Genomic DNA, 20,223 nt, shown 5'->3' with positions numbered 1-20,223 from the left:
AAATACCCGCTGCCCCTCGACTTGCATGTGTTAAGCCTGTCGCTAGCGTTCATCCTGAGCCAGGATCAAACTCTTCGTTGTCAAAATTGTTTGTTTTTTTTTTCCTTAGCTCATTATATAAATGATTATTGACGGTAGCTAATTCTTTTCTTTGTACACTATACATATAAATACATACAGTGCACGCGTTTCTTGTACTACTTTGTTGATTATGTAATTGTTTCAAAGAACTTTTCGCATCTAAACAAGCACGCTGCTTATCTCCAATGCGGGTGCAAAGATAGTGCTATAAAACATACAAAACAAAATTTATTCGGAAGTTTTTTCATACTTTTTCATAAATTATTTTTAATCCGTTGAAAGATTGAGAATTACAAATTGTACTTTTTTGAAAAAAATAAAATAGGGAAAGGGAAAGGGGGAAACAACGTAGAGATGTATATATAGTATGGGAAAATTAATACAGGGGAATAGAGGCTTTGTGGCGTCGAAGACGCATGACGTTGATTAACCCCATGTGAAGCGTAGCGGAAACATGGGGCCGAACACATCCCTCCTTCCTTGGCCTCGAAGAGGTGGGGCCATATAATAGTCCGACCTCTTCGAGGCCTCCGGCACTACAGCTGACATGCCCCATGCTCCGCTACGCTACACATGGGGTTTATCAACGTACGGCGTCTTCGACGACGGAAAGAAGGTGTAGCTTATGAAGCAAGGTTAGGCTTATGCAGGGAAGGTATACATTATTATTATAAAGAAAAAGAAGAAGGGAATATTTGAAAGGGGAAGTCATTGGCTGTAGGAGGATTTGTTGGCTGAGCATGATGAGCCAATTGGTCGACCATGCTCAGCCAATTGGTCGACAGGGCTCAGCCAACTGGCTCATCATGCTCGGCCAGCAGACAGTCAGGCGGCTGACTTATCCTGAAATTGGTTGTCACTTTTTGTCACTGTTTACTATAAAAGTTGACACCATACAGACGCGTAAACATTCGGCGGGCAAAAATATGAATTCCGATTATTTCACCACCACATCCCATACCCGTGTGGCACGGTCTTCGCCTTCCGGGCCGGAGACATCCAGGGTGACGATGTAGGTGCCGGGACGTTCGTAAGCGTGAATCGGGTGCTGCTTGTCGGAGGTATTGCCATCGCCAAAGCTCCATTTCCATTGGGTAATCGTTCCTTCCGACAGGTCATTAAAGGCCACCAAACGACGTTGCATATCGACGATTTTATGTTCCCACTTTGCCATGACCGGTTTCTTAAACGCCGGTTCCAACGGCATGAGATCAAAGGTGCGCAACTGTGACGATTCGCCATACATCGTATGGTGTTTCGAGAGGTTCCAGAATCCGTTGTTTTTGCCCTTCTTATTGACATCATCATAATCAATAATGGCCCAACACAGACCTATATTTTTATTTTCGTAGAATGATGACTCAATCGCCTGCGAAGGTTCATTGCCGGCATAATCGAACACGGTAATATAAAACTCAAGACGTAAAACACCCGGTTCGCCCGACTTAAAATCATAGCTATAAGCGGCATTCGCATAAGGCAATTCTTTGATCCAGGGCTGACTCCCCCAAACCAATGTCCAGTCTTTTCCATAAGCGGGAGGAGTGAAAATATGGTAATTCTGCGCATGTACGCCTTGGAACGAGAAATAGGCATCCCAAGTATCCAATTCTTTATTCGGATGGAACCGGGCAATATGGGGACCTCCGGAAAGATCGCCATCCACCACAAGTTCAAATATATCATTGTGCAAATCATCATGCGTAAAATCCCAATAATCGTCGTAGGCTTCATACATAAAATAAAGCCGATTAAAGCCTTTCACCCACCCCACTTTCACCTTGACATCAATCGATTCCTTATTCAGTCCCGGGTGTTTACCGGAATCGTCCCATAATTCTTCGGTTCCCACAATATACGAGTCGGGCACCATATCCCAATCGTTAAAACGACCATCGATACGGGGTATCTGGTTTGCCGGAAACTGAAAAACCTTGAAATGCGGCGCATCCAACTGAGCAAACAGGTTGAGTGGCAAAACAACCAATAGCGAAATCAGCCACATATAACGAGTAAACGCATAACGAAAAAGCAGGTTCATACACAAATGTTTTTTTAGTTACAACTATACGACACAGCCGCAATTTAGATATAAATAGATTGACAAAAAAATCTTAGCCAATAATGCTTCAAAAAACACCTGGCAAAACGCTCCTGACAAGCGCTCATTTTTTTTCTCACCCGCATGAGAAAAAATTCTCACGCGGGTGAGAATTTTTCTAAGCAAGATTTTTCCTGAGCACAATTATACAACTTGTAAGTATTTCTTACGGGTTCAAACAGAATAAAAATTCCGTATGAATAAGGCTTTAATCGCCAAAAATCCGTTCTTTTGTGTAGGGAAACGAATGTTAATCAAAAAAAATTTAGACAAAATAGGATTATGCGCACATCTTCTCTTCAGGACCTTTATTTGCAAAGGCCTGTCACACTGACCATTCTTGTTTGTATCTTATCGGTTTTACCTTGGATTGCCATGAACGATTTCGCCACCAAAGGAGAACCTCGCGAAGCGGCCGTAGCCATATCCATGCTGGAGACGGGGAATTTCATTCTTCCGACCACCTATGCCGATGAATTTGCCTATAAGCCTCCGATGGCACACTGGCTGATGGCTCTCTGCTCTCTGCCGCAGGGCTATGTTTCCGAATTTACTTCGCGTCTGCCATCGGCTATCGCATTTACCTGCATGATAGGCTTCTTGTTAGGTTTCTTTGGCAAACGAAGAGAAAAATCGCAAGAGGTATTTCTGACAATAGCCATCCTGATTACCTGTATAGAGATACACCGGGGCGCCATGACGACGCGGGTCGATATGCTCCTGACCACCTTTATGGTGATCGGGCTTATACAGCTTTTCCGGTGGGAAGAGATGCAACAATTGAAGGGGCTACCGGTGGCTATCCCCATATTATTGGGCTGTGCCATGCTGACCAAAGGGCCGGTCGGCATCGTTTTGCCTTTGTTTATCTTCTTTGTTTATCTATTAATGTTAAACAAATACCGCTTCCTGACCGTCATAAAAGCAATGATTTATATAGGCATCTCTTCCCTGTTCCTGCCTATGTTGTGGTATGTAGCTGCCTGGAGGCAGGGAGGCGATGACTTCCTGAATGTGGTACTGGCTGAGAACTTCGGACGTTTCTTCCATCTGAATACACCGAATATCAATTATGAACTGGGACATGAGAATGGTGCCTGGTATAATATTGTCACCTTGCTTGCCGGTTTTGTTCCCTGGACCATACTGGCGTTCTTTGCTTTGTTTGGCATGAAGATCCGTTTTCCCCGAAAATCCCTCAAGCAAATCTGCCTCGACGGATGGAAAAAGATCCGTTCGATGGACAGGATCACTCTGTTTAGCCTGGTGGCTTTGGTGTGTGTCGTGTTTTTCTATTCGATACCTTCCAGCAAACGCAGCGTCTACCTGATGCCAGCCTATCCTTTTATCGCTCTTTTCCTGGCGCAGTTTATGCTCTATCTGACGGAATACCGCACCCGCGTGACCCGCGTGTTTGCTCACTTCATGGCGGCCTTAACGGCAGTTGTGACCCTGGTATTATTGTTGACCACCTGCCGGATTATCGATCCGATGGCAATCGTTTCGTCATTCACCCAAAAGGCCTCTATGCTGGCCACTACAGAAGCGATTACGCAACAACTTGTTCACCCAAGCATCATCACGATCCTGATTCTTCTGGCTCTGACCGCCTCCCTTATCATTGTCTACTACCAGCTTTCCCGCAAAATAAACATCAAGATACTGTATGCCACCTTTGGCCTGATGTTCTGCATCAACCTGTTGATCGATGGCGTGATTATGAAAGCGGAAAAGGGCAGCGGATCTGCCAAACCTTTTGCCCGGCAGATCATGCACGACTATCCGCTGCAGAAAGATAATGTCTATGTGATGAACAACCTATTGGAATACCGCAACCTGTACGGTCTGAACTTCTATATGGGCAATCTATTCCATAATTTCGAAAACGATCAGCCCCAGACAGGATTCTTCCTCTCGGCTGAGCCGGATATGGAAAAGGTGTTGGAAAAGTATGCTGGCCAGTACCGGTTTCAGCTGCTTACAACCAGTCCGAACGTGATCAAAGATGTGCGCCGGAAAGTTGTGTTATACAGCTTTGAACGGATGGCCGGTGCTACTCCCTAAAAAACAAAACAAGATGAAAATAAATTGCTTCCTCATATACCGGGATAAAGCCTCTGCCCGAGCCACCGTAGAGAATCTTCGCCGGTCGCCACTGGTAGAAGGGATTTATCTGTTGACCGACAACACACGGGCAGAAGAGATTGAGCAGGCCGTTGTGCTTCATACAAACGACCTGAAAAGCACCACTACGCTGCGCACCATCGCCCGCTACGCGACAACGGAGTTTACCCTCCTGTATACGGCGTCCCACGCGCTGGAGACGGGCCTGTTTGCCTTGGAGCGTTTTATGGGCATTGCCATGGATACCGCGGCAGGCATGCTCTATTCGGATTACTATACGGAAGAGAACGGAGAACGAAAGAATTGCCCGACAATCGCCTATCAGACAGGAAGCCTGCGCGATGATTTTCAGTTCGGTTCTGTTTTATTCTATCGCTCCGACGCCCTGCAAAAAGCGGTGCAACGCATGGAACTCAACTACCAGTACGCCGGGCTCTACGACCTGCGCCTGAAGGTATCACAACAATACAAGATCTTGCGTATTCCTGAATATCTGTATACCGTAAAAACAGATACAACCCAATCACCTGCTGAAAACCAATTCTCATACGTCGACCCGCGCAACCGGGAGGCGCAGATAGAGATGGAAACGGTCTGCACGGATCACCTGAAACAGATCGGCGCTTTTCTACCTGCCTCTTTCCAACGTATCGATTTCGAACAGGAGATCTTCCTGACGGAGGCTTCGGTTATTATCCCCGTGCGCAACCGAGTGCGTACCATCGAAGACGCCATCCGGTCGGTATTAACGCAAAAAACCTCTTTCCGCTTCAACCTGATCATCGTCGATAATCACTCGACAGATGGGACAACGGAAATCATCGAACGCTACGCAAACGATGAGCGATTGATCCATATACGCCCTCTACGCACTGACCTCGGCATCGGAGGATGCTGGAATCTGGGCATACACCATGGCGCCTGCGGACGTTTTACGGTGCAGCTCGATAGCGATGATGTCTATAGCGGCGACGACACCTTGCAGAAAATAGTGGATGCGTTCTACGAACAACAATGCGCCATGGTTATCGGTAGCTATCGCATGACCGATTTTCAGATGCAAACGATCCCGCCGGGTATTATCGATCACCGGGAGTGGACACCGGAAAACGGACGTAACAACGCGCTTCGTATCAATGGATTGGGTGCTCCACGCGCCTTCTTTACGCCCCTGTTACGGTCGCTCAACCTGCCTAACACCAGCTACGGCGAGGACTATGCCATCGGCCTGCGCATCAGCCGCGAATACCAGATAGGACGTATATACGACGTGCTCTATCTGTGTCGCCGTTGGGAAGATAATTCGGATGCCTCGTTGGATGTAGAAAAGGCGAACAGCTACAACTACTACAAAGACTGGATCCGTACCTGTGAACTGGATATTCGTCGGGAGATAATGTCATGACAAATGCGTTTACCACCCTCTCTTCGGAAGAAGCCGGTCGGCTATTGCAGGAACAATTAAAGCGGTGGCCCTTAGCAGAGGCCAACTACCGTGCATTGCGATCGGTCGAGACACGCTCCTATGACCTGGGAGGCTTTACGATTCGTACGCAATACAACCCCGCACGCATCGTGTCGAGCGGAGCCAAAACAGATGCGAAAAGTATTGGGAAAAGACCCTGCTTCCTATGCCCGCATCACCTGCCGAAAGAACAGATCAAGTTATCTTTCAAGCTGCAGGAGGAATATCTTTTACTCTGCAACCCCTACCCTATCTTCACGGAGCATTTCACCATTCCTACCGTGGCGCATCAGCCACAGGAGATATCCTCGCGTTTGGATGATTTCCTGCAGATAAGCCGGAGGTTAGACCAATACACCCTCTTCTACAATGGGCCAAAGAGCGGCGCCTCGGCTCCCGACCACGCCCATTTCCAGGCTGTATCCAGCTATGAGATGCCCTTAGATGAAGAGACAGAAGTCGCGCACGCCTCCCGGGAAAACAAACTGATTGAGACAGAAGAGGGTTCCTTTTCATTACTGACGCATTATGCCCGAAACGGATTTGTGATACGAGCCAAGTCGTTAGAGCAAGCCAAAGCCTTTTTCCGTCTTCTTTGTGACGCTATAAACAAAGGCAAAGAGCCGGATATGAATCTGTTTTGCCGTTATAGAAACGAAATGTGGCAAATTGCCCTGATCCTTCGGAAGGCGCACCGTCCCTGGCAATATGCCGCCCAAGGAGAAGAGCAGATCCTCACCAGTCCCGGAGCTGCCGATATGGGCGGATTGTTTATCACGCCCCGCCGGGAAGATTTCGATAAGATCTCTGTTCCTGTTTTAAGAGATATTTACGGACAAGTTTGCTGCGATGATGAACAAATGGAAGAGTTTCGGGATAAAATCATGGCTAATTGGCATAATATCAAAAATAAACCCTAAAAAGCTTTATCTATTTATAAATATGTTAATTATCTTTGCCTTTTAAATAAACAACAAAAATTGGCACAACAAATTAGCCATCGTATTAGCGTATGAAACAATTTTTTAAAATGATGTTTGCTTCGGCACTGGGAGTGTTCGTCGCATTAGCTCTTGTTATATTCATATCAATCTTTACAATGATTGCTATGATTGGCAGTATGAGCAGTAGTGAATCTGTGTATGTAGCTAAACCGCAGACCGTTTTCAAAATTTCATTAAACGGATCCATTACAGACAGTGAGTCGACTGAAAACCCTTTTGCCTCGCTTTTGGGAGACGATAACCAATCCTATTCCCTGATGACTATACAGGAAAGTATCCGCAAAGCAAAAGAAGACAATAACATTGTGGGCATTTACCTGGAAGCCGGCTCTCTCTCGACAGCGTCAGCCAACCTGGAAGCCTTGCGCCGGTCGTTGATTGACTTCAAAGAAAGTGGTAAATTCATCATTGCCTATGGTGATAATTATACACAAGGAAATTACTTCTTATGCTCTGTCGCCGACAAAATGTACATGAACCCCCAAGGCATGGTGAATATAGTCGGGCTGGCTTCTCAAAACATATTTATTAAAGGATTGGCCGAAAAGGTCGGTTTAGAATATGAAGTGTTTAAAGTGGGCACCTACAAAGGAGCCGTTGAACCCTATATCCTCGACAAATTAAGCGACGCGAACCGGGAACAAATCGAATCATACATCGGTTCTACCTGGAAAAACCTTTCCACCGGCATGGCCGAAAGCCGTGGTGTTTCCGTATCCGACATCAACCACTTTGCCGACCAGGGGTTGGTATTCGCTGATCCGTCGAAAGCGGTTGAATGCGGTCTGATCGACGAATTGATGTTTAAGAGTCAAGCCGAAGAGCAGGTGAAAGAACTGGCGGGACAAACCGGAAAGAAACTGAAAACCGCAGGGGTTGACAAGATCAGAAACATAAAAGAAACCAAGAAGAAAAAGGGAGAAAAGATTGCCATCCTGTATGCGGAAGGACAAATCATGGAAGGCAGTTCTTCTCCTTTCAATACCGAATCGTTGATTACACAGAAGATCGGAGACGAATTAGCCAAATTGAAAGACGACGAAGATATCAAAGCTGTGGTGTTCCGCGTAAACTCTCCGGGGGGAAGCGCATTTATCTCCGAACAGATCTGGCATCAGGTGGTTGAACTGAAAAAAGAAAAACCGATTGTTGTTTCCATGGGTAGCATGGCCGCATCAGGAGGTTATTATATCTCTTGCGCTGCCAACAAAATTGTAGCCGAACCGACCACACTGACCGGCTCTATCGGTATCTTCGGATTATTCCGCAAACCGGTAGGCACGTTAAAGAAAGTGGGCGTAACAACAGACGTAGTAAAAACAAACAAATTTTCCGACTTCGGTGACTTTTCTCGTTCATTCAATGAAGATGAAAAACATATCCTGCAAGGCTACGTCGAAAGAGGTTATGATTTGTTCATCGGCCGCTGCGCGGAAGGTCGCGGCATGACGAAAGAAGAGATTGACGCCATTGGCCAGGGACGTGTATGGACCGGTGAACAAGCATTGGGCCTCAACCTGGTAGATGAGCTGGGAGGACTGGAAAGAGCGATTGAGATCGCTGCTGAACTGGCAGAAGTGCCCGACTATCAGTTAGTAACGGTTGACGGATCGAAAGATTTCTTTAGCAGCCTATTGGAAAAACAACTGGAAGACATCAAATTCTCCATCCTGAAAAGCGCTTGGGGAGAAGATATGGACTATCTGAACAAGCTCCGGACCATTCGTTCTACCGATGGAATACAAGCGCGACTTCCGTATGATATGCAACCTCTCTAATTGATTGATGCCGACAGACAATGACATAAAGATTAATCACGCATTAATGCCTTTCTCCTTTTTCTATGGATTAGGAGTAGGGATTAGGAATCAACTGTTCGATTGGGGAATACTCCGATCCGAACAGTTTCCGATTCCTGTTATTTGCGTGGGCAATCTGACAGTCGGCGGCACCGGCAAAACACCTCATATAGAGTATATCATTCGCCTGTTACAGCATAAGAAGTATCGTGTGGCGGTATTGAGCCGCGGGTATAAACGGAAAACATCCGGATTTCTATTAGCCAATGCATCGAGCACCAGCGAGGAGATAGGCGATGAGCCTTACCAGATCATGCAGAAATTCCCTGATTTGCTTTTGGCGGTAGATGCCGACAGACGCGAAGGCGTACGCAAACTATTAGCTTTAGAAGAGAGCAGACGCCCCCAGGTTATTTTGTTGGATGATGGCTTTCAGCATCGCTATATCAAGCCCTCCTTTTCTATTATCCTGACAGACTATAACAGACTGTATTACCACGACAAGCTATTGCCGGCAGGACGTCTACGGGAAAAGATCCGGGCAACCAGACGAACGGATGTGGTCGTTGTCACCAAATGTCCGAAAGACATGAAGCCGATCGAATACAGGATTATAGAAGATCATACTCAATTATTGGCTCATCAGAAGGTCTTTTTCACTCGCATGGTATATAACGACCTACAACCAGTCTTTGAAGAGGCTAAGCCTCGTATGCTAAGAGATATCCGCCGGGATGACGATGTGTTGGCTATTTCGGGAATTGCCAATCCGACTCTCTTTGAACAGGAGATACAGAAATACTCCCACCATGTTACTTCACAACACTTCCCGGATCATCATGATTTTACAAAAAGCGACTTCAAGAAACTGAATACGCTATTTGAAAATATGCCTTGTAAAGAGAAGTTGATCATTGTAACAGAGAAAGATGCGGCCCGGATGCGCAATAACATACACCTACCGGAAGAATGGAAAAAGTCACTCTATTCATTGCCGATATCCGTCCTCTTTACCGGAAGAAGAGAAACTCTTTTCGACCAGATCCTATTAAAACATATTGAAACCGTTCTCAGAAACGGTCTGCCTGATTAAAAATTAGTATGAGTACCAGAACAGAAATTGCATCATTAGGCGAATTTGGTTTAATTCGCCATCTTACCGATCGTTTAGAAATCAAGAATAACAGTACAATCACCGGGGTTGGCGACGACGCCGCCGTTTTCGAATACAAAGAGAAGCAGGTGTTGGTCACAACAGATCTCCTATTGGAAGGGATTCATTTCGACCTGATGTATGTGCCCCTGAAACACTTGGGGTATAAATCGGCGATCGTCAACTTTTCCGATATATACGCCATGAATGGATACCCGAAACAGATCACCGTTTCTTTGGGCATCTCGCAGCGCTTTTCCGTGGAGGACCTGGATGAGTTCTATAGTGGCCTGAAGCTGGCTTGCGATATTTACGGCGTGGATATCGTTGGAGGTGACACCTCTTCGTCGCGTACCGGGCTGACCATCAGCATCACCTGCATCGGGGAAGGCGAAAAAGGCAAAATCGCCTACCGCACAGGAGCGAAAGAGACAGATCTGATATGCGTATCCGGCGATTTAGGCGCTTCCTATATGGGGCTTCAACTCTTAGAACGCGAGAAGAAAGTATTCGGAGATCAGCATGATTTCACGCCCGACTTTTCAGGCAAAGAATACCTGTTAGAGCGTCAACTGAAACCGGAAGCCCGTAAGGACATTATTGAGATGCTTGATCAGATCGGAATTGTTCCGACCTCTATGATTGACATTTCAGACGGATTATCCTCCGAGCTCTTACATATTTCAAAAGAAAGCCAGGTCGGATGTCGTATTTACGAAGAGCGAATCCCGATCGATTATCAGACAGCCGCTATGGCTGAACAAATGAATCTGAACCTCTACACCGTAGCTTTAAATGGCGGGGAAGACTACGAGCTTCTGTTCACAGTGCCCCTCACCGCTCATGACCTGATTGTAGAACAAAGCGGTATCCGCGTGATCGGTTATGTCACGAAACCCGAATTAGGCAACTACATCATTGGCCGTGACGGTGGCGAAGTAGAACTCAAGGCCCAGGGATGGAGCTCCTTTAAATGAGTAGAAATATCCATCTCCTCATTTGCATATTCTGAATAAATACCTATCTTTGCACCCGTCTTGAAAGCGCACAAACCGCGCAACAACGGTGCCATAGCTCAGTTGGTAGAGCAAAGGACTGAAAATCCTTGTGTCCCCGGTTCGATTCCTGGTGGCACCACTTAATAAGACTAACAAAACAAAGCAAATCCCTGAAACATAGACAGTTTCAGGGATTTTTCTTTTTAGGGCAACCCTGTAAAAATGGCAAAAAACGGCGGTTTACAGCATATTTCTCTATGTTCATTCATATGCTTTTTTTTCGACACAAAAAAAGCAAACGAAATGGTATCTAATGTGCTGATTTGCTGTTTTTTTTGCACCTACAAACCAAAAAGCAAAGAACATGTGTAACATTCCATTATTGGATGTACCCTTACCTCTACTATTTATTTTGTTATCTCCTCAGCGAAACAAAATAAGCTGCATTTAACATTATTTATATCGCATAATACATCGCATTGCTATGTATTATATACTTTTGCTGAATGAACGAAGAATTCCTCCATAAATGGCAGTCGCAAGTAAAGAAAGGTACTCTTGCCTTTATCCTTCTCAATCTTCTAAAGGATAAGGAAATGTACGGATATGAGATTATCGATCAGATATCTCGACAGGTTGCTATCGATATTGCAGAGGGCACATTGTATCCGTTGCTAAACCGACTTAAAACAGACGGTTTAGTCGATTCCAAATGGGTAGAACAACAATCTGGAATTCCTCGGAAATATTATACACTTACTTTAACTGGAAAAGCGACACTCGACGAAATGAGTGAATTCTGGAACAGTTTAGACAAATCAATCAAAAAGATATCCAAATGAGACTGATAGAGTTTGACAACAAAAATGCTAACCAGATATACCTCGACTATATCGAAAGGGTAAAACGAACAACAAAAGCCTTGTCGGATAAAGACCGCGAAGATATACTAATGGAACTTAATAGTTACATCTACGAATATATACAAGAAAACAAGGAAAATGGTGAAATGTCTAATTTGCTGGCAATTATAAAACGCATAGGAGCCCCCGAGGAGATATTACCTCCGGTTATCGCTAACAAGAAAATGGATCAGGCAACCCATACATTCAACCCTATGCATGTAATTAAAGCTTTGTCTTTAAATATTTCAAACGGATTATCATACGTAGCTTTCAGTATATTGTATCTGTTACTTTTTTGTTTTTCCTTTCTAGCTATAGCAAAAATATTCTTTCCCGGAAATATTGGAGTATTCAAGGGGGAAAACCGTTTTTATATCGGATTATTCAGTGATTCCACGATTGAAGGTACTCAGGAATTACTGGGTTTCTGGTTTATACCCGTAGTCCTTTTACTCTCTATATGCCTTTATTTTCTTATTACCTTTTTAATGAGAATACGACAGCGCTTCAAAAAGTGATTTTTTTGCAAACAAACATAGTATTACTATGTATTATAAATTTAAATAATCGAATTATGAAAACTTTTTTTAGTTCATTTATTGCAATACTTCTTTCAGTATCTGTTTATGCACAGGAAATTAATGTTCAAAAACTAAATAAGCTTTTTGATCACATAGAACATTCTAACCAAGGTGTGGGAGAAATCGCTATCGATCAGGGTGGTCGAACCTTATATCAGCGTAGGTTTGGTCCAAAAACTCTTACACACAGTACTCCTGCGGGGGAGTTACCTCTTGGCTACAGAATAGGTTCGGTCACAAAGATGCTAACGGCCATTATGATTTATCAACTATGCGAAGAGGGTAAACTGACGCAGGAAGATACGCTGGGACATTTTTATCCAGACCTACCCAATGCTGATAAAATAACTATCGCCCACTTGTTGAGCCACACCAGCGGATTACAGGATTATGCAGTGAAGAATGACAGTCTCTTGTATTGGCTGTGCAAACCGGTTGAGGAAATAGATATATTTAATGAAATAAAACGGCAAGGGGTAGCTTCTGAACCGGGCGACAAATTCAGGTATTCAAACACTGGTTATTATTTGTTAATGCAAATAATCGAAAAAGAATATGAAAAACCTTACCCAGAGGTATTTTTAGAAAGGATTGTAAAACCACTGAACCTCCGACTGACGATCTCTGGCAAGGACTGTGATCCGGTAATTGCTCCTTCTTACGAACTGAACACAAGCAAAGAATGGAGCGAAATGGTAGATTTCTATTTTCCAAATGTAACAGGCTTGGGCGATGTTGTTTCTACTCCTCTGGACTTGATCGTCATTATAAGGTCTCTATTTGATTCTACACTAGTAGCGGGCGAAAGTCTGACAGATATGCAGCCTGTGGATAAAGAGACGTTTGGGAAAGGCTTGATGCGGTTTAATGCCTCGGGCAAGGTGTTTTACGGTCACGGAGGAGATACGTTCGGAACAAGTTCGCTGGCTTTGTACAATCCCGAGGATGACTTATCAATTGCGTTATCTTTAAACGGTAAAAGCATCACGCGAGGAGAATTGCTAAAGTATGTATCAGCTATTATTTACGATGCCGAATTTGAATTTCCTGGATTCCCTGAAGTAAATAGAGAGAAGGTTGATCTAACTCTCTTCAAGCGGTATGTGGGGACGTATTCTTGTCAGGAACCCTCTATTTCGCTTAAAGTATTCCTCGATGGGGAAAATTTGAAGGTTGAATTGCACAGGCAACCTATTCTTATGATGGAGGCCGTGACAGAGCGCATATTCCGCAACTCGGTAGCTAAATGTGAGTGGGAGTTCGATCCGGAGAATCAAAAACTTTACTTGCGACAACGCGGAAAGTTGTTTGAGTTTACAAGAGAATAGAGCAAATCATGATAGAATCGTGATTCGTATCAACGAGGGTGTATCAAAAGTCACAGTGTTCTTTGACAAAGTTACAGATTGTAACTTCATTCAAACGAGGCGAAACTTTTGACACACCCTCTTAATTTTTGACAAGAAAATAAGTGATCAAAATCTTACGAAAGATTGCTGGCATAAAGTTGTCCGCATGCTGCATCTATTGAAGCACCGAACTGCTGTCTGCGAGTTGCATGAATGCTATGTTGTTTCAGTTGAGAAACAAATATCAAAACATCGTCCATTGCGGGAGCTTGGTAAAAGGAATCCATTTTGAAAGATTCATTGTACGGGATTACACTCACATGAAATAGTTCTGGCCTTGAACAAGACTTTATCAACTTCACAAGTGCATTCAAATGTTCGTTAGTGTCATTAACACCCTTGATTAACAGATATGCCAGATAAACTTTTCGCCGAACGGTATATGTATATCGGTCAAGGATAGATAAATTTTCAGTCAATGAATAGCGCTTTTCCAACGGAATTATTTCCGCCCGTTGTTCGGGAAAAGGAGAATGTACCGACAGGGTAATATTGACCTGCGGGTATTCTTTTACCAGTTGCTCCAATTTGGGAGCAACGCCAACGGTCGAAACCGTTATCCTGCGGGAAGATATTCCGCCATAACCAGTAGTGGTGAGAATTTGCAATGAATTGAAGAAATGAGGATTCATAAGAGCTTCACCCATACCCATAAATGCAATGCTGTCGGGTAGCGTTTGCCAATGCGGATGAAAAATCTGCCCGCATATTTCGTCTTCGGTCAGATTTCTAACCAAACCGATAGTTCCCGTAGCGCAAAAGGAGCAGCCTAATCCGCATCCCGATTGGGAGGATACGCACATGGATGTCCATCCTGCCCGATATTGCGACATAACTGTTTCTATTTGAGCGCCTGACCGGGTTTCAAACAGTATCTTTCTGACTTGTTCTGCGGATTGTTCTTTTACAATCTTTAGGGGAAGCGGAGTTTGCCCGAAGTATTCCGACAGTTGCTCCCGCAATGGTTTGGGCAACTCTTTGATCTCTTCAAATCTCTCGTGCCCATGTTGTAAGGAGTTTACAAGTTGCTGAAAACGGAATGTAGGAATATTGGACTCTTCCAGATAATCACGAATTTTCAGAAGAATAGAGCCCGGAGGCAAATTAGGAAGCATTCCCGAGCCTTCCTGATTTCTAATATTGGAGTTTCTATGATTCATATTATGATTTATTTTTGAGGATATTACTGATTTTTAGGAATAAACAAGTAGAGTTCAATAAGCTAAACTCATTGAACAAATACGGTCTTAAAAATGAGGTGGATTACATAATATCTAAGCTTTAATTGTACACGATTGGATTTCGTACAGAATGAAGTTGTTGTCAATGGCCTCTCGCGAAAGATTTGCCGGCAACGCTTCTATTAACTTAGATATTAATTACATGTGAATGGTGTTTCTAAATTTTTAATGCGCAAAAATAGGTATAATTTGTGAGATCACAAATCTTTTAGTGGATATAGCGCTTATCTCGCGTGATCTATCGCACTCTCACTCCGGTATTGGTAAACCGTGTTGGCGCAGGAATGTCAGTTTATCCCAATATCCTCTCTGGAATTTAATCTTTCCGTCTGTAATGTGAAAGAAACCGCATCCGCGCAGCCCCAGCGGGGCGCGCCATTCGAGAATAGCCCACTCGCCGTCCTCGAACAGATTTTCAGGGATACAAACCATTTCGGGCACAGCAAAATCAGCGCGAAACATCTCCCGGATCGCCTCTTTTCCGATAACCGGTTCGTTTGCTACCTGATGGTTTACCGCGTCGTCGTGATAGAGATCGGCTATACTCTCTGCATCTGCGGCATTAAATAGCATTATCCATTCTTCAAGTATTTCTTTTGGTTTCATAACAGAGTATATTATGTTTTATTCATTATAGCTGTCCAACTATTGATAAGCGTATCATTGTCATAGAGGGCGCCTTGTGCATAGCAAGTATTTTCTTCTCTTCGGATAATTTCAAACCCGTTCAGAGAGCTTTCTTCTATCTTAAATTTAGAAAATACCGTATTTCTGTCGATATGAAACACGCCGGTTTGTTTGCCAAGCTCGGGATTGAGCGATTCCGAGAGAAGCATTGACGAAGATACCGGAACAATCTTATAGTTATTCACTCTTCTTACCTCATCTAATTGCGCCCAACTCTCATTTACTATTTCCTGTTCACTAACAGAAATAACAGACTCCCCCTTTGCGTGAGAGATTGTCCCATCCGAAGCAACAAACTCGGATGTCGTTTCCCATATTGCGGATTCAGAAAAAAGATGTTTCATACCTTCACTAATTTATCGAATCGGCTATCCATACAAGTACTCAGGTCGGTAGTAACGAACTTCCCGTTATAATACAAGCTGAATATAGTTGCCGGAGTAGGAGAAGCTTTGGCTTCTTCCATACTGGTGAATTTGATGATCTTCAACGGAAGATTTCTTTTCTGTGCCGTTTCCTGCAATGAATTTTGAATGTGGTATTCGGTAAACGGACAACGGTTGGAATAATAGACCACGATGCCATTTTTATCGGGACATTCTCCGCTTAAGGTGCTCTCATTGAATGATGGGGTATCGGCTTCCGGCTTTAATTTCAATGCGAGCAAGCTGAATCCGTAAGGGAGTGTTTGTACTGTCTCAAATCCTTGCCGGATAAGCCATTTAGTTTCACTCATAAAATGAAACTTCTTCGTCCCGACAACGGTCACCAAACCCTCTTTCCCCTGTCGCTTTGCATCGTCGATGGCTATTTGAAGCAGGGCTTTGGCATACCCTTTCCCTTTGTATTGCCCCGACACCCAGAAGCAGTTTATCATGAGCCAATCAAGAGCCTTGACAGGAACCCATGCCTTTTCTGCCGGAGTATATTCGATGAACACCTTTGCGCGCTCGTCCAAGCGTCTGAAAACATACCCATTATCGAACTCCTTTTTCAACCACTCCTTTTTCAACTCGTAGCTGTCTTTACACTTTTTGTCGGAAAAGGCACAGCAAATATGCTCTTTCCCGATATTCTCTTTGTTGAGTGTAATAAAGGCTGCTTCCATGTTATGTTATTAGTATTTGTTTCTTGCCTACAAAAATACCTAAAAAACACCTATTCAAGATTTATCCGCTCGCGTATTTTCTTCCATGCGTGCGTGTCGAACAAACTGCTCTCCCGCATGGTGTAATACATCTCCTTAAACCGGGAAATTGGTATCACAAAACTTAGAATATTAGCTTCTACATAAGGGCGAACGGAAGGGTCGAATAGTCCGATAAACGTTCTCTTTCCTCCCCTGCTATTTTCAACAACGGCATTGGTTACCACAGCCGAACAGCCGGAGCCGAACATGGAAGTAACCGCATCTTCCGAATTGTTGTCGAAATAAGCCCATGTCGTCAAGCCGGAGAGTATATCGGGGGTTGCCAGGAACAAGATGCCTTCCATTTCGTCAAACGTTTCAATCCTGTCGATTCGGGCAAAATTCAGGTACTTCCGGTTGGTAAGCGGTACGCCGAGTTGTTCTATAAACTCAACCACCATTTCAGGCGTCTTTTTATACTTTTCTTTCAGCGAAACGAAGTTGGGTACTCGTTCGGGCATTTCCGTAAATCCGGTATAGAACTTTCCTCCTCCGCAACCAATGACTTCAGCATTCAAACTTATGGGATTTCCCTCTCTTACTGTTTTCAACCCTTTGAAGAAACAACCGTTTATCTTTTCGGTATCGGCAAGCGGGGTATCGGAATACCAAAACGCTATCGGAAGTTCGGCTTTTTCTCCGAACGCTTCCCTGTAATTGTCAATAAATACTTTTACTTCCATAGCCATTACTGTTTATTAGTCAATATCATAGGCGAATAAAAATGGAGCTGATATTCTTTCTACTCGCTATAAAGTTTTTGTTACAAAGATACAGATTTGCTCCTGTTTTTCTGTTTTTATTAAAAAAATCATAGTGTCAGAAAAAGAGGCGTTTTACAAAGAAACATAGCGAAATGTGTCCACAAGATATCAGGAGAGAATCTGTATCTTTATCCCGGGAATCACTATAGTATTCACTATAATAATACGGCGATGAATATAGAAGAACTTCGAGAATATTGTCTTTCGCTGAAAGAGGCTACGGAGTATATGCCATTCGAAGAGGAATACCTTATTTTCAGGATATTGGATAAGTGGTTTGCTATCATCCCGCTAAACGACCCGGAATTGAAGATAACCGTAAAATGCGACCCTTCGGAAGCCATTGATTTACGGGAGCGTTATCACAGCGTTGAACCGGCCTGGCATTTTAATAAGAAATTTTGGAACAGCATCACACTTAATGGCGACATGAACAACGAAACCGTCAAATACTGGATCCGTCACTCCATAAAAGAAGTACTGAAAAAGCTTCCAAAGAGAGTACAATCGGAATATCTGGAAAATAAGCCATCGTTCCTGGTGTCTATGCCAAAGGCGAAATAAACACCAAAGGGCAAGACTATCTGAAATCAGTCAAAGAACTTGGACTTGCCATGTAAGAAGTGTTGGTTTGATCGAAGTTATGCACCGAAATTTTATTGTCGAAGGGCATGGACAGTAGAATTCCGGTGCAAAAAATGAATTGTATTATAAGATCATTTTATACAAGTCAATATGACAACAAAAAACTGTTCGTATATTTGCGAATTAAAAGACTATTCGTATATTTGCGAACTGAAAAGTATATAATCATGCAAAAACAAGAACTCACCAAGGAACAGGAACAGATCGCGCGTTTTGCTAAAGCCATGGGACATCCTATACGGATTGCCATACTTCAGATGCTTGCCAATCAGACCTGTTGTTTTCACGGGGATATGTCGGAGTTGCTCCCCATAGCCAAAAGTACTTTGTCCCAGCATCTGAATGAATTGAAAGATGCAGGCTTGATACAGGGAGAGATTACACCTCCAACAGTTAAGTATTGTATCAATCAAGAGAACTGGGCTTTGGTAGAGAAACAATTAGGTGGATTTATTAAAAGCGTAGGCGTTTCAAAAGGTTGCTGTTGATAGCTATTTTTTTTACCCAATATATTCGTTGAATTACGAACAACGAACAAGAAGATACTAGTTAAACAATAATTCTAAAAACAATCTATATGAAAAAGAGTATTCTATTCGGACTACTGGTCCTACTACTGGCCGCTTGCAGTGGTAACACACACAAAAGCAATCAGGATTCATCCGGTTTGGCGGAGACCAAAATACAGCTTACAGATGCTTCTTCTGTAAATGTTTACTATTTCCACGGCAAACAACGCTGCAAAACCTGTATTGCGGTAGGCAATGTAACAGAAAAGACCATAAAGGAACTTTACGCGAAGAACCCTCAGGTGAAGTTTATAGAAGTAAAGACTGAGGAGAAACAAAACAATTCGCTTGTAGAGAAATACGAAGTAACCTGGAATGCGCTCATCATTGCTAAAGGAGACGACCACATCGAAATTACCAAAGAGGCATTTGCTAATGCGTTGAATAGTCCCGAAAAACTGACTGCCCTGATCAAAACCGAAGTCGATAAAAGGTTATGATGGATTATTTGCAAACCCTGGCCGACGGATCGAACTGGCCATTACTAACAGCCTTCCTACTGGGCTTGATGACTGCTATCAGCCCTTGCCCGTTGGCAACAAACATCACCGCAACGGCTTATCTGAGCAAAGATATAGGAGAGAAACACCGGGTGTTGTTCAATGGCTTATTCTATACCCTTGGACGAATGTTTACCTATACGGCGTTGGGGCTTATCTTTTATTTCGGAGCAAGCCAGTTTCAGGTCGCCCGTCTATTACAAAATATCGGTGGTATGTGGTTGGGCATAATACTTATCGTTATCGGGATTCTGATGCTCGACATCATCAAATGGAATATGCCGGGAATGGGAAAGCTAACATCCAAACTTGAACAGAAAGAAGGAAAGAAGAATTATCTCGATGCCTTTCTGCTTGGATTAGTCTTTGCACTGGCCTTCTGTCCATACAGCGGAGTACTTTACTTCGGAGGCCTGATTCCTCTGACCATTGCCAGCCCATCGGGCTTACTACTCCCTCCCGTATTTGCTATTGCAACAGGGCTCCCGGTCATAGTCATAGCGTGGTTATTGGCATACAGTGTCAGCAACGTTGGTAAGTTCTATAATAAAATGAACATCTTTCAAAAATGGTTTAAGCGTATTGTCGCTGCCGTGTTTATCGCGGTAGGGCTGTACTATATAATTACGAATTACGAAAACAATTTATGAAGAATAATAATATTATACAAGAGAAATCATTTGCTTTCGCTATACGAATAGTGAATTTATATAAATACTTATGTGAAGAAAGAAAAGAGTATATTTTATCGAAACAAGTTCTACGGAGCGGAACTTCTATTGGTGCAAATGTAGAAGAATCTATCGGCGGACAATCAGAAAAAGACTTTCTATCAAAACTTTCTATCGCATACAAAGAATCTAGAGAAACAATATATTGGTTGAAATTACTTTTAGCAACTGATTATTTGAACCAAGAACAAGCTGATAGCTTACTAAGGGATGTTGAGGAAATTTGCAAAATTATAGGGAAAATACAAATAACAATAAAAAAACGTAATTCGTAATT

The 20,223-nt window shown here is 43.4% G+C and carries 20 protein-coding genes, 1 tRNA gene and 1 rRNA gene; 15 read left to right on the top strand and 7 right to left on the bottom strand.

Annotation, left to right across the window (positions count from 1 at the left end; all coding sequences use genetic code 11):
• Positions 1-81: ribosomal RNA gene (locus M2134_RS04990) — 16S ribosomal RNA — on the bottom strand; the annotation flags it as partial.
• Between the two features lie 937 nt (positions 82-1,018).
• Complete coding sequence (locus M2134_RS04985; protein ID WP_280749952.1) at positions 1,019-2,122, bottom strand: PKD domain-containing protein; 1,104 nt, start codon at positions 2,120-2,122, stop codon at positions 1,019-1,021.
• Positions 2,123-2,464: 342 nt separating this feature from the next.
• Between M2134_RS04985 and M2134_RS04980 the strand changes: the two genes are divergently transcribed.
• The 10 genes from M2134_RS04980 (at position 2,465) to M2134_RS04935 (ending at position 13,539) form a co-directional block, all read left to right on the top strand.
• Entirely contained in the window at positions 2,465-4,246 is a 1,782-nt protein-coding gene (locus M2134_RS04980; RefSeq protein WP_280749951.1) for a dolichyl-phosphate-mannose--protein mannosyltransferase, read from the top strand.
• 13 nt (positions 4,247-4,259) lie between these two features.
• Positions 4,260-5,711 carry a glycosyltransferase family A protein gene (locus M2134_RS04975; RefSeq protein WP_280749950.1) on the top strand — a complete coding sequence of 484 codons (1,452 nt, stop codon included), beginning with the start codon at positions 4,260-4,262 and terminating at the stop codon, positions 5,709-5,711.
• Positions 5,708-6,691 (top strand): DUF4922 domain-containing protein, encoded by a 984-nt coding sequence (locus M2134_RS04970; protein WP_280749949.1) that lies wholly within the window; start codon positions 5,708-5,710, stop codon positions 6,689-6,691. The genes M2134_RS04975 and M2134_RS04970 overlap by 4 nt, the downstream gene beginning before the upstream one ends.
• 110 nt (positions 6,692-6,801) lie before the next feature.
• A complete protein-coding gene (sppA, locus tag M2134_RS04965) occupies positions 6,802-8,553 on the top strand; it encodes a signal peptide peptidase SppA (protein WP_280749967.1) in 1,752 nt (583 codons plus the stop codon).
• Positions 8,554-8,560: 7 nt separating this feature from the next.
• On the top strand, positions 8,561-9,667 hold the full coding sequence (gene lpxK, locus M2134_RS04960) for a tetraacyldisaccharide 4'-kinase (protein WP_280749948.1): 1,107 nt from the start codon (positions 8,561-8,563) through the stop codon (positions 9,665-9,667).
• Positions 9,668-9,675: 8 nt separating this feature from the next.
• Positions 9,676-10,704 carry a thiamine-phosphate kinase gene (gene thiL, locus M2134_RS04955; RefSeq protein ID WP_280749947.1) on the top strand — a complete coding sequence of 343 codons (1,029 nt, stop codon included), beginning with the start codon at positions 9,676-9,678 and terminating at the stop codon, positions 10,702-10,704.
• Between the two features lie 87 nt (positions 10,705-10,791).
• Positions 10,792-10,864: transfer RNA gene (locus M2134_RS04950), tRNA-Phe, on the top strand.
• 367 nt (positions 10,865-11,231) lie between these two features.
• Positions 11,232-11,567, top strand: a complete 336-nt coding sequence (locus tag M2134_RS04945; protein WP_280749946.1) for a PadR family transcriptional regulator — start codon at positions 11,232-11,234, stop codon at positions 11,565-11,567.
• Entirely contained in the window at positions 11,564-12,148 is a 585-nt protein-coding gene (locus M2134_RS04940) for a DUF1700 domain-containing protein (protein WP_280749945.1), read from the top strand. The genes M2134_RS04945 and M2134_RS04940 overlap by 4 nt, the downstream gene beginning before the upstream one ends.
• A gap of 56 nt (positions 12,149-12,204) precedes the next feature.
• Complete coding sequence (locus M2134_RS04935; protein WP_280749944.1) at positions 12,205-13,539, top strand: serine hydrolase domain-containing protein; 1,335 nt, start codon at positions 12,205-12,207, stop codon at positions 13,537-13,539.
• A gap of 155 nt (positions 13,540-13,694) precedes the next feature.
• Here the strand turns inward: M2134_RS04935 and M2134_RS04930 are convergent, their stop codons facing one another.
• From M2134_RS04930 to M2134_RS04910, 5 genes are all read right to left on the bottom strand, one after another.
• Positions 13,695-14,780: a radical SAM protein gene (locus M2134_RS04930; protein ID WP_280749943.1), complete on the bottom strand. Its 1,086-nt coding sequence runs from the start codon at positions 14,778-14,780 to the stop codon at positions 13,695-13,697.
• A gap of 330 nt (positions 14,781-15,110) precedes the next feature.
• Positions 15,111-15,467: a nuclear transport factor 2 family protein gene (locus tag M2134_RS04925; protein WP_280749942.1), complete on the bottom strand. Its 357-nt coding sequence runs from the start codon at positions 15,465-15,467 to the stop codon at positions 15,111-15,113.
• 11 nt (positions 15,468-15,478) lie between these two features.
• Positions 15,479-15,892: a hypothetical protein gene (locus M2134_RS04920; RefSeq protein ID WP_280749941.1), complete on the bottom strand. Its 414-nt coding sequence runs from the start codon at positions 15,890-15,892 to the stop codon at positions 15,479-15,481.
• Positions 15,889-16,656 (bottom strand): N-acetyltransferase, encoded by a 768-nt coding sequence (locus M2134_RS04915; protein ID WP_280749940.1) that lies wholly within the window; start codon positions 16,654-16,656, stop codon positions 15,889-15,891. Before M2134_RS04915 ends, M2134_RS04920 begins: the two co-directional genes overlap by 4 nt.
• A 50-nt stretch (positions 16,657-16,706) precedes the next feature.
• Complete coding sequence (locus M2134_RS04910) at positions 16,707-17,420, bottom strand: DUF169 domain-containing protein (protein WP_280749939.1); 714 nt, start codon at positions 17,418-17,420, stop codon at positions 16,707-16,709.
• 252 nt (positions 17,421-17,672) lie between these two features.
• Here M2134_RS04910 and M2134_RS04905 point away from each other — a divergent pair, with 252 nt between their 5' ends.
• The 5 genes from M2134_RS04905 to M2134_RS04885 all read left to right on the top strand — a co-directional run bounded on the left by M2134_RS04905 (position 17,673) and on the right by M2134_RS04885 (position 20,221).
• On the top strand, positions 17,673-18,065 hold the full coding sequence (locus M2134_RS04905) for an MmcQ/YjbR family DNA-binding protein (RefSeq protein ID WP_280749938.1): 393 nt from the start codon (positions 17,673-17,675) through the stop codon (positions 18,063-18,065).
• A 248-nt stretch (positions 18,066-18,313) separates the two neighbouring features.
• A complete protein-coding gene (locus tag M2134_RS04900) occupies positions 18,314-18,634 on the top strand; it encodes a winged helix-turn-helix domain-containing protein (RefSeq protein ID WP_280749937.1) in 321 nt (106 codons plus the stop codon).
• 89 nt (positions 18,635-18,723) lie between these two features.
• Positions 18,724-19,155, top strand: a complete 432-nt coding sequence (locus tag M2134_RS04895; protein ID WP_280749936.1) for a nitrophenyl compound nitroreductase subunit ArsF family protein — start codon at positions 18,724-18,726, stop codon at positions 19,153-19,155.
• Positions 19,155-19,865: an aromatic aminobenezylarsenical efflux permease ArsG family transporter gene (locus tag M2134_RS04890; RefSeq protein ID WP_280749966.1), complete on the top strand. Its 711-nt coding sequence runs from the start codon at positions 19,155-19,157 to the stop codon at positions 19,863-19,865. Before M2134_RS04895 ends, M2134_RS04890 begins: the two co-directional genes overlap by 1 nt.
• On the top strand, positions 19,862-20,221 hold the full coding sequence (locus M2134_RS04885) for a four helix bundle protein (RefSeq protein WP_280749935.1): 360 nt from the start codon (positions 19,862-19,864) through the stop codon (positions 20,219-20,221). The genes M2134_RS04890 and M2134_RS04885 overlap by 4 nt, the downstream gene beginning before the upstream one ends.
• The last annotated feature ends 2 nt before the right edge of the window (positions 20,222-20,223 follow it).

Source organism: Parabacteroides sp. PM6-13, from assembly GCF_029892605.1.
Taxonomy (GTDB): Bacteria; Bacteroidota; Bacteroidia; order Bacteroidales; family Tannerellaceae; genus QVMG01.
This window is presented reverse-complemented; position numbering and strand designations above follow the sequence as displayed.

Coding starts and splice junctions, on each gene's coding strand:
- thiL (WP_280749947.1), top strand. CDS start 9,676: ATGAGTACCAGAACAGAAATTGCATCATTAGGCGAATTTGGTTTAATT.
- M2134_RS04930 (WP_280749943.1), bottom strand. CDS start 14,780: ATGAATCATAGAAACTCCAATATTAGAAATCAGGAAGGCTCGGGAATG.
- M2134_RS04925 (WP_280749942.1), bottom strand. CDS start 15,467: ATGAAACCAAAAGAAATACTTGAAGAATGGATAATGCTATTTAATGCC.
- M2134_RS04915 (WP_280749940.1), bottom strand. CDS start 16,656: ATGGAAGCAGCCTTTATTACACTCAACAAAGAGAATATCGGGAAAGAG.
- M2134_RS04975 (WP_280749950.1), top strand. CDS start 4,260: ATGAAAATAAATTGCTTCCTCATATACCGGGATAAAGCCTCTGCCCGA.
- M2134_RS04900 (WP_280749937.1), top strand. CDS start 18,314: ATGCAAAAACAAGAACTCACCAAGGAACAGGAACAGATCGCGCGTTTT.
- M2134_RS04885 (WP_280749935.1), top strand. CDS start 19,862: ATGAAGAATAATAATATTATACAAGAGAAATCATTTGCTTTCGCTATA.
- M2134_RS04920 (WP_280749941.1), bottom strand. CDS start 15,892: ATGAAACATCTTTTTTCTGAATCCGCAATATGGGAAACGACATCCGAG.
- M2134_RS04935 (WP_280749944.1), top strand. CDS start 12,205: ATGAAAACTTTTTTTAGTTCATTTATTGCAATACTTCTTTCAGTATCT.
- M2134_RS04910 (WP_280749939.1), bottom strand. CDS start 17,420: ATGGAAGTAAAAGTATTTATTGACAATTACAGGGAAGCGTTCGGAGAA.
- lpxK (WP_280749948.1), top strand. CDS start 8,561: ATGCCGACAGACAATGACATAAAGATTAATCACGCATTAATGCCTTTC.
- M2134_RS04985 (WP_280749952.1), bottom strand. CDS start 2,122: ATGAACCTGCTTTTTCGTTATGCGTTTACTCGTTATATGTGGCTGATT.
- M2134_RS04945 (WP_280749946.1), top strand. CDS start 11,232: ATGAACGAAGAATTCCTCCATAAATGGCAGTCGCAAGTAAAGAAAGGT.
- M2134_RS04940 (WP_280749945.1), top strand. CDS start 11,564: ATGAGACTGATAGAGTTTGACAACAAAAATGCTAACCAGATATACCTC.
- M2134_RS04980 (WP_280749951.1), top strand. CDS start 2,465: ATGCGCACATCTTCTCTTCAGGACCTTTATTTGCAAAGGCCTGTCACA.
- M2134_RS04905 (WP_280749938.1), top strand. CDS start 17,673: ATGAATATAGAAGAACTTCGAGAATATTGTCTTTCGCTGAAAGAGGCT.
- M2134_RS04970 (WP_280749949.1), top strand. CDS start 5,708: ATGACAAATGCGTTTACCACCCTCTCTTCGGAAGAAGCCGGTCGGCTA.
- M2134_RS04895 (WP_280749936.1), top strand. CDS start 18,724: ATGAAAAAGAGTATTCTATTCGGACTACTGGTCCTACTACTGGCCGCT.
- sppA (WP_280749967.1), top strand. CDS start 6,802: ATGATGTTTGCTTCGGCACTGGGAGTGTTCGTCGCATTAGCTCTTGTT.
- M2134_RS04890 (WP_280749966.1), top strand. CDS start 19,155: ATGGATTATTTGCAAACCCTGGCCGACGGATCGAACTGGCCATTACTA.